Source organism: Actibacterium sp. (assembly GCF_041584535.1).
Lineage (GTDB): Bacteria > Pseudomonadota > Alphaproteobacteria > Rhodobacterales > Rhodobacteraceae > Actibacterium_D.
The window spans coordinates 1-7,595 of record NZ_JBFHDW010000124.1; the positions used below are offsets into that span (position 1 = coordinate 1).

The window sequence follows — 7,595 nt, forward strand, 5'->3', positions numbered from 1 at the left end:
GAAAATCAGTAGATCACGACGCTGCGGATGGATTCACCGGCGTGCATCAGATCAAAGCCTTTGTTGATGTCGTCCAGCGACAGGGTGTGGGTGATCATCGGGTCGATCTCGATCTTGCCGTTCATATACCAATCGACGAATTTCGGCACATCGGTCCGGCCCTTGGCACCGCCGAACGCGGTGCCTTGCCAGACCCGGCCGGTGACCAGTTGGAACGGACGGGTGCTGATCTCGGCCCCGGCGGGGGCAACACCGATGATGACGCTGACGCCCCAGCCGCGATGCGAACATTCCAGCGCGTCACGCATGGCCTTCACGTTGCCGGTGGCATCAAAGGAATAATCGACGCCGCCGATCTGATCCTTTTCGGTCTTGGTCAGGTCGACGATCGCCTGAACAGTGTTGTCCACCTTGGTCGGGTTGATGAAATGGGTCATGCCGAACTTGCGGGCCATCTCGGCCTTGTCGTCGTTCAGGTCAACGCCGATGATCATATCGGCCCCGGCCATGCGCAGGCCCTGAATGACATTCAGACCGATCCCGCCCAGCCCGAACACCGCAGCGGTCGAGCCGATCTCGACCCCGGCGGTGTTGATCACCGCGCCGATGCCGGTGGTCACGCCGCAGCCGATGTAACAAATCTTGTCGAACGGCGCGTCGTCGCGGACCTTGGCCAGCGCGATTTCGGGCATCACCGTGTGATTGGCGAAGGTCGAGCAGCCCATGTAGTGATAGATCGGCGTGCCATCCAGCATCGAGAACCGGGTGGTGCCGTCAGGCATCAGCCCCTGCCCTTGGGTGTTACGGATCGCGGTGCAGAGGTTGGTTTTGCCCGACAGGCAGGACGGGCATTCGCGGCATTCCGGGGTATAAAGCGGGATAACATGATCGCCGGGTTTCAGGGTGGTCACACCCTCGCCGACCTCAAGAACAATGCCCGCGCCCTCGTGGCCAAGGATCGACGGAAACAGCCCCTCGGGATCAGCGCCCGACAGGGTGAATTCATCAGTGTGACAAATGCCGGTGGCCTTGATTTCAACCAGAACCTCGCCCGCCTTGGGGCCATCGAGGTTCACCTCCATCACCTGCAACGGTTTGCCGGGTTCAAGAGCGACTGCAGCACGGGTTCTCATAAATACACACTCCCTATCAACTGCCGGTCAGGTTGCGGGATTGCACACCGGTTTGCAATGCGATGTCAGTTTTTTGAAATCCGGTAATCGGCGTGGCAGGCTTTGCAGGCGGCGCCCAACCCGGCGACGGTTTGCGCCAGATCGGCAGGGGTTTCGACCATCGCCTTGTCGGCGGCGACCTGCAGCAGGTCAGCTTTGGCGGTGAAGTCGTCCCAATTCTCCCAGATCGCCGGATGTGCCTCGGATTTCGGGTCCATTTCGGGGTGCTGGAACAGGTGGGGCACGCGCGCCGCATGGTCGCTTAGAATGTGCAAGGCCTGCGCGGCCGCCGCGGCATCGAACGGAGTTGCGCCCTTGGCCATACTGCCCAGAACCTTCATCTGCGCAGCAATGTCGCTCATCACCCCCATGCGCTGTTTCACGGCCTCGTTGTGAACATCGCCATGGGCGTAGGCAGCACCGGCGCAAAGGAAGATCGTGACGGCAAGTGTCCGTTTCAAAGGCATGACAAAGATCCTGATTTTTTCCGTTTCACCCCACATAGCGCAGCACGCCCGTGAGGCAAAGCAAAAGCCCCGGCCGATTTACGGGCACGGGGCTCTTACAGCATGACCCCGGTGCCGTAGGCTGGGTGGGGGCTATTATCCACGGCACCGGGTTAGCTCTCATGCTATTCTGCTTTTGTCGTCGGAAATACGGGCTGTGCGAGGGCATCTGAGCGGTATTGCCAAGGTGTTTTTAAGGCAAAACCGGGGCAAAGCTTGATTTGACGCCGGTTCGAGTCCAGATTCTTTGCATGAATATGCAACCGCCCACGCCATTTCCACGCCCCAAACTGCCCGAGCAGGTCAGCTTTGACCGGGTCGAGCTGGGCGAGATTTTGACGCTGTATGGCCGGATGGTCGCGGCGGGGGAATGGCGCGATTACGGGATTTCCTGCCTGCGCGAGGTTGCGGTTTTCTCGATCTTTCGCCGCACCGCTGAGAACCCGCTTTATCGCATCGAAAAGCGCCCCAAGCTGCGGGATCGGCAGGGTATGTATGCGGTGATCGGGCTGGATGGCCGGATTCTGAAACGCGGCCACGATCTGCGCAACGTGTTGCGGGTGCTTGAGAAAAAGCTGATCCGGGCGATCGACTAAAGCCGCCTATGCGCGGTGACCGGCCCGCCGCCACTGTTGGCGATGCGGTTGATCGCCTCGGAAATCGGCTCGTAAGCCACGGCCATATGATGGGCATTCGCATGGATCAGCGTGTCGGAATCGACCGCCATCGCCACATGCCCACGCCAGAAAAACAGATCGCCGCGCATCGGCGGGGTCTTAGGCGGCAAGGCATGGCCCAGCGCCTGCTGTTGCAGGTCACTATCCCCCGGACACGCAATGCCCGCCGCCAGCAGTGCCGCCTGCACCAACCCCGAGCAATCAATCCCCAGCGTGCTGTTGCCGCCCCACAAATAAGGCACGCCAAAATGCATCTGCGCCACGGTGACCGGGTCGGAAAAATAGGCCTTCAGCGGCCGCAAATGCGGCTTCGGCACGAAATAGCCCTGATCGGTCTCGAAGAAATCGCCGCTGCCGGAAACCACCCTCAGCCGCGATCCGAAACTCAGCCAGATCGTGTCAGCCGCCTTGATATCGGGGCGCGGATACAGATGCGTGCCCGGCACGGCAACGCGGTGGGTCATCTCGGCCTCGGCACCCAGATGCGCGGCCATGACATAGCCAACATAGCCATCCCGCGCCGCCTGAACGAAACACACGCCTTTGCGGGTTTCGAACACCTGCACGGTTTCGCCCCACAGCAATTGCCGGTCGCGCGATTGCCGGTCGGGGCCGGACCACAGGTCCGCGACCGGCACCGTGACCAGCGCCGGTGCGCCGGTGGTGAACAGATCGGCCGTGACCTGCCCTTGCAAATCCATGGCCGCGACACGGCCATTCGAGGGGGTCAGCCGCCGGTCGGTCACAGCGACCAACGTGCGCCAAGCGCCGCCAGCAAGGCCCGCGCGCCTTGGCCAAAACCGCCCTTGCCGCGCGCCGGGGCCGGTTTCGGCGCCCAGCCGTAGATGTCGAAATGCGCATAGGTCGCGCCCTGCACGAACCGTCTGAGGAACAGCGCCGCAGTGATCGCGCCGGCGAACCCGCCCGACGGCGCGTTATCCAGATCGGCGATCCCCGGCTCGATCATCGGCTCGTAAGGGGTGTGAAACGGCATCCGCCAGACCGGATCGGCCATGCCCGGCGCCGCCGCGAACAACGCCGCAGCCAGCCCGTCATCATCGGTAAAGAACGGCGCCAGATCGGGGCCGACCGCGACCCGCGCCGCGCCGGTCAGCGTCGCCATCGACACAATCAGATCGGTCGGTTCCTCGCTGGCCAAGGTCAGCGCATCGGCCAGCACCAACCGGCCTTCGGCATCGGTGTTGTTGATCTCGACCGTCTTGCCCAGCCGCGAGGTCAGAATATCGCCGGGGCGGAACGCATTGCCCGCCACCGCGTTTTCGACCGCCGGGATCAGCACCCGTAACTGCACCGGCAGACCCAGCGACATGATCATATGCGCCAGCCCCAGAACCGTCGCGGCGCCGCCCATGTCCTTTTTCATCAACAACATCGACGACGAAGGTTTCAGGTCCAGCCCGCCGGTGTCGAAACACACGCCCTTGCCGACCAGCGTCAGCTTCGGCCCCACGCCGCCCCAACGCAGGTCCAGCAATCGCGGCGCCTGCGCGGCAGCGCGGCCAACCGCATGAATCATCGGGAAATTTTCGGCCAACAGGTCGTCACCCCGAACCGCTGTGGCGGTGGCGCCGTGGCGTATGGCCAGATCGAACACCGCCCGTTCCAGCGCTTGCGGCCCCATGTCCGAGGCTGGTGTGTTGATCAGATCGCGGGTCAAAGCCTCGCCCGCAGCCATGGCCTCGACCCGGGCGGCGTCGATGCCGGCAGGGGCGACCAGTTGCGCCGCAAGCGGGGTTTGGCTGTGATAGCGGTCGAAACGATAGCCCGCCATCAGCCATCCCAGCGCCTCTTGCGCCAAGGCATCGCCGGTCAGATCGGTTTCCAACCGATAGCTGCCTGCCGGCAGTTTTCCCGCCGCCGCCGCCAGATGAAACCGCGCCCGTGCGCGGCTGACGTCCGTGCCGAAACCTGCTGCCGCCGCCAGAATACCGCCTTTGCCATCGGGCAGAACGACCGTTTGACCGATCTTGCCCTCAAAGCCCATCGCCGACACCCATGCCGCATCCGAGGGCGGCAGGCTGGCCCGCCAATCGGCCAGCTTGTCCTGCGAAATCAGGTAAAGCGGGCGCGTGGCCTCGGTCTCGGGTGCAAAGCAAAGCGGCATTCTGATCCCCTGTCGGTTTCCCTCAGACTAGTGGGAATGGCGGCGCCTGCAAGCGGGGATCAGCCGGAAAGATCCTGCAAATCCCAGACCATTTTCAATGTCCGCCCGCCCTGCCGTTGCAGCCGGGCCAGCACCGCCGCCAAGGCCACCGGATCACACCTTGGCGCGATCTGGGCCGCGTCGGTGGCGACCCGTGCCAGACTGCAAAACCCCAGCGGTTCGGCAATGTCGCGAATCCGTCGGGCCAGCCGCGCCAGATCCGCCGCCGAACCACCGGCCGACAGCGTCGCCGCGTCGGCCAACAAGGCCTCAAGATCGGCCACCGCCGAGGCCAGCGCCAGATTCGCCCGCGCCTCGCCCAGGTCCAGATAGAACCCGGCCAGCCGGTCGGCATCCATTTTCAGTGGCTCATCCGGCCACAAAACCGTAACCCCTTTCACGAAACCCTCCGCCGCACCTGATCCAAATCTCACCCGCGCTCATTGTTGTTGCACAAGCTCAACAAACAGTTTCGGCAGATGCGAAAAACATCTCGAATTTTTTAAAAATGCAGTTAGATAGGGGCCATGACAAACGCGCCCGATGATCTAAATTTTGCTCGCCCGCTGCCCGCTTTTCTGGTGCAGCGATATCAAGGCTGGAAAGCCACAACCTATGCCGAGAACAAGGTCTGGTATCGCCGCCTTGCCGAGGAAGGACAGCGTCCGCGCACCATGGTTATCGCCTGTTGCGACAGCCGGGTGCATGTGACCTCGATCTTCGGTGCCGATCAGGGTGAGATTTTCATCCACCGGAATATCGCCAACCTTGTTCCGCCTTACGAGCCGGACGGCGACCACCACGGCACCTCGGCCGCAGTCGAATATGCGGTGAAATATCTCAAGGTCGCCAACCTGTTGGTGATCGGCCACTCGAATTGCGGTGGCGTTCAGGGCTGTCATTCGATGTGCTCGGGCAGCGCCCCGGATCTTGAGGAAAAATCCAGCTTCGTCGGTCGCTGGATGGATATTCTGCGCCCCGGCTATGAAAACGTGAAACAGCTGGACCCCGAGGCGCAACTGCCCGCGCTTGAGAAAGAAGCCATCCTTGTATCGCTCAAGAACCTGATGACCTTTCCCTTCGTGCGCGAAGCCATCGAAGCCGAGGAACTCAGCCTGCATGGCGTCTGGCATGACATCAGCGAAGGCACTTTGCTGAACTACGATCCGGCGAAATCGGATTTCGTTCCGGCTTAAGTCTTTTGAATACAACGAAAAAAGGCGGCCTTGCGGGCCGCCTTTTCTGTTTGTTCAGGTCGCCGGGATCAGCGCTTGGACAGCACCCGGTTTACCAGCACTTCAGCGATCTGCACCGCGTTCAGGGCCGCGCCTTTGCGCAGGTTGTCCGACACGCACCACAGGTTGATGCCGTTTTCAATCGTGCTGTCCTGACGGATGCGGCTGATATAGGTCGCATAGTCGCCCACGCATTCGACCGGGGTGATATAACCGCCGGGTTCGCGCTTATCGACGACCATGATACCCGGCGCTTCGCGCAGGATGTCGCGGGCTTCGTCCTCGTCGAGGAACTCTTCGAATTCGATGTTGATCGCTTCCGAGTGGCCGACGAAAACCGGAACCCGCACGCAGGTTGCCGTCACCTTGATCGACGGATCGACGATCTTTTTGGTTTCAGCGACCATTTTCCATTCTTCCTTGGTCGACCCGTCGTCAAGGAACACGTCGATATGCGGAATCACGTTGAACGCGATCTGCTTGGGATAGACGCTGGGCGCGACTTCCTGACCGGGGACATACATGCCCTTGGTCTGGTCCCACAGTTCGTCGATCGCGTCTTTGCCGGTGCCCGACACGGACTGATAGGTGCTGACCACAACGCGCTTGATTTTGGCGCGGTCATGCAGCGGCTTCAGCGCCACCACCATCTGCGCGGTCGAGCAGTTGGGGTTGGCGATGATATTTTTCTTCGAATAGCCCATAATCGCGTCGGCGTTCACTTCGGGAACGATCAGCGGGATCTGCGGGTCATAGCGATACAGCGACGAGTTATCGATCACGACACAGCCCGAGGCGGCGGCTTTCGGCGCATAGATTTTCGTCGCGTCCGAGCCAATGGCGAACAGCGCGATATCCCAGCCGGTGAAATCGAAATTCTCAAGATCCTGGGTCTTCAGGGTCTTGTCGCCAAAGCTGACCTCGGTACCAAGCGAACGGCGCGAGGCAAGCGCGGCGATTTTATCCACCGGAAACTGGCGCTCGGCCAGAATGTTCAGCATTTCGCGGCCCACGTTACCCGTGGCGCCGACAACGGCGACTTTGTAGCCCATAGTGGCTCTCCTATTGTCTTGAGACATGGCGCGGTGCATATCGCAAACGATTCGCAGTTGAAAGGGGTGCGGTCACCGCGCAGCGCGGGCGAGCGCTAACTTATGCGCAATTGCAACGGCATCGACCTGTTGCGCCCCGTCTGGGCCGGTTTCGGCCCTTGGATAATACTCGGCATCCAGAAAATTCATGAATCTGGCCCGAAATTGCGGGTCGAAATCCAGCGAATCGGGATCCGAGAGGACAGTGTTCAGGCGGGCAGGCGTATCGGCGACAGTGGTCAGGCCGGGCTGCGCGAAAAACGCTTGTCCCAGAACGATCACCGGCTTGTCATGAAAGAACGCCTGCAAGCCGACCGAGGAATTGATGGTTATCACCCCGTTTGAGGCCGCGACCTGCGCAAACGTGTCGGTCTGGTTGTCGACGATCATCCGGCCCTTGGCCGCCGCAAGGGCCTGCGCCAGCGGCTCGGCCAGTGATGTTTTCGCTGACGGGTGTTCCTTGACCCGGATGTGCCAGCCTTTGGGCAAAGCCTGCGCCGCCTCAGCCAGTGCCGCCAACATGCCCGGCACCGATCCGACCCAGCCCGCGAACAGGGTGATCTGGCTGTCATTGGGCACCTGAAGCGGCACGAACAGGAACTTGCCCGCCGTGTCCAAGGCCTCGGCCCCGCCCTGCCCGACATCTGCGCGGCGCGAGGCCCGCGCGGTCAGGTTCGCCCCCAGATCACGCCAGCCCTCGCCATTGCGCACGGGATCGTCGCCCGCCCAACCGGCGAACCATGCCGCACC

At 61.9% G+C, this 7,595-nt stretch carries 8 protein-coding genes and 1 pseudogene; 2 read left to right on the top strand and 7 right to left on the bottom strand.

The features are described from left to right. Window positions 1–5: 5 nt before the first annotated feature. Together ABYW26_RS07760 and ABYW26_RS07765 are read right to left on the bottom strand one after the other, a co-directional pair. Window positions 6–1,133, bottom strand: coding sequence for an S-(hydroxymethyl)glutathione dehydrogenase/class III alcohol dehydrogenase (locus ABYW26_RS07760; protein WP_372604204.1), 1,128 nt, complete (start codon window positions 1,131–1,133; stop codon window positions 6–8). Window positions 1,134–1,198: 65 nt separating this feature from the next. After that, window positions 1,199–1,639, bottom strand: coding sequence for a cytochrome c (locus ABYW26_RS07765; RefSeq protein WP_372604205.1), 441 nt, complete (start codon window positions 1,637–1,639; stop codon window positions 1,199–1,201). Between the two features lie 290 nt (window positions 1,640–1,929). On the opposite strand from ABYW26_RS07765, the gene ABYW26_RS07770 reads away from it, so the two are divergent. Next, window positions 1,930–2,274, top strand: a complete 345-nt coding sequence (locus ABYW26_RS07770; RefSeq protein WP_372604206.1) for a DUF2794 domain-containing protein — start codon at window positions 1,930–1,932, stop codon at window positions 2,272–2,274. On the opposite strand, the gene ABYW26_RS07775 is transcribed toward ABYW26_RS07770, so the two are convergent. From ABYW26_RS07775 to ABYW26_RS07785, 3 genes are read right to left on the bottom strand one after another with little or no spacing between them, the layout of a single operon-like run. After that, window positions 2,271–3,101, bottom strand: a complete 831-nt coding sequence (locus tag ABYW26_RS07775) for an NlpC/P60 family protein (protein WP_372604207.1) — start codon at window positions 3,099–3,101, stop codon at window positions 2,271–2,273. The two genes, ABYW26_RS07770 and ABYW26_RS07775, sit on opposite strands and share 4 nt — an antisense overlap. Further along, on the bottom strand, window positions 3,098–4,480 hold the full coding sequence (locus ABYW26_RS07780; RefSeq protein WP_372604208.1) for a M17 family metallopeptidase: 1,383 nt from the start codon (window positions 4,478–4,480) through the stop codon (window positions 3,098–3,100). The genes ABYW26_RS07775 and ABYW26_RS07780 overlap by 4 nt, the downstream gene beginning before the upstream one ends. A gap of 59 nt (window positions 4,481–4,539) precedes the next feature. After that, entirely contained in the window at window positions 4,540–4,920 is a 381-nt protein-coding gene (locus tag ABYW26_RS07785; protein WP_372604209.1) for a hypothetical protein, read from the bottom strand. Window positions 4,921–5,046: 126 nt separating this feature from the next. Between ABYW26_RS07785 and ABYW26_RS07790 the strand changes: the two genes are divergently transcribed. Beyond that, a complete protein-coding gene (locus ABYW26_RS07790) occupies window positions 5,047–5,715 on the top strand; it encodes a carbonic anhydrase (RefSeq protein WP_372604210.1) in 669 nt (222 codons plus the stop codon). Window positions 5,716–5,783: 68 nt separating this feature from the next. On the opposite strand, the gene ABYW26_RS07795 is transcribed toward ABYW26_RS07790, so the two are convergent. Together ABYW26_RS07795 and ABYW26_RS07800 are read right to left on the bottom strand one after the other, a co-directional pair. After that, window positions 5,784–6,806 carry an aspartate-semialdehyde dehydrogenase gene (locus ABYW26_RS07795; protein ID WP_372604211.1) on the bottom strand — a complete coding sequence of 341 codons (1,023 nt, stop codon included), beginning with the start codon at window positions 6,804–6,806 and terminating at the stop codon, window positions 5,784–5,786. A gap of 72 nt (window positions 6,807–6,878) precedes the next feature. After that, window positions 6,879–7,595 (bottom strand): annotated as a pseudogene (locus tag ABYW26_RS07800) (capsular biosynthesis protein); the annotation flags it as partial.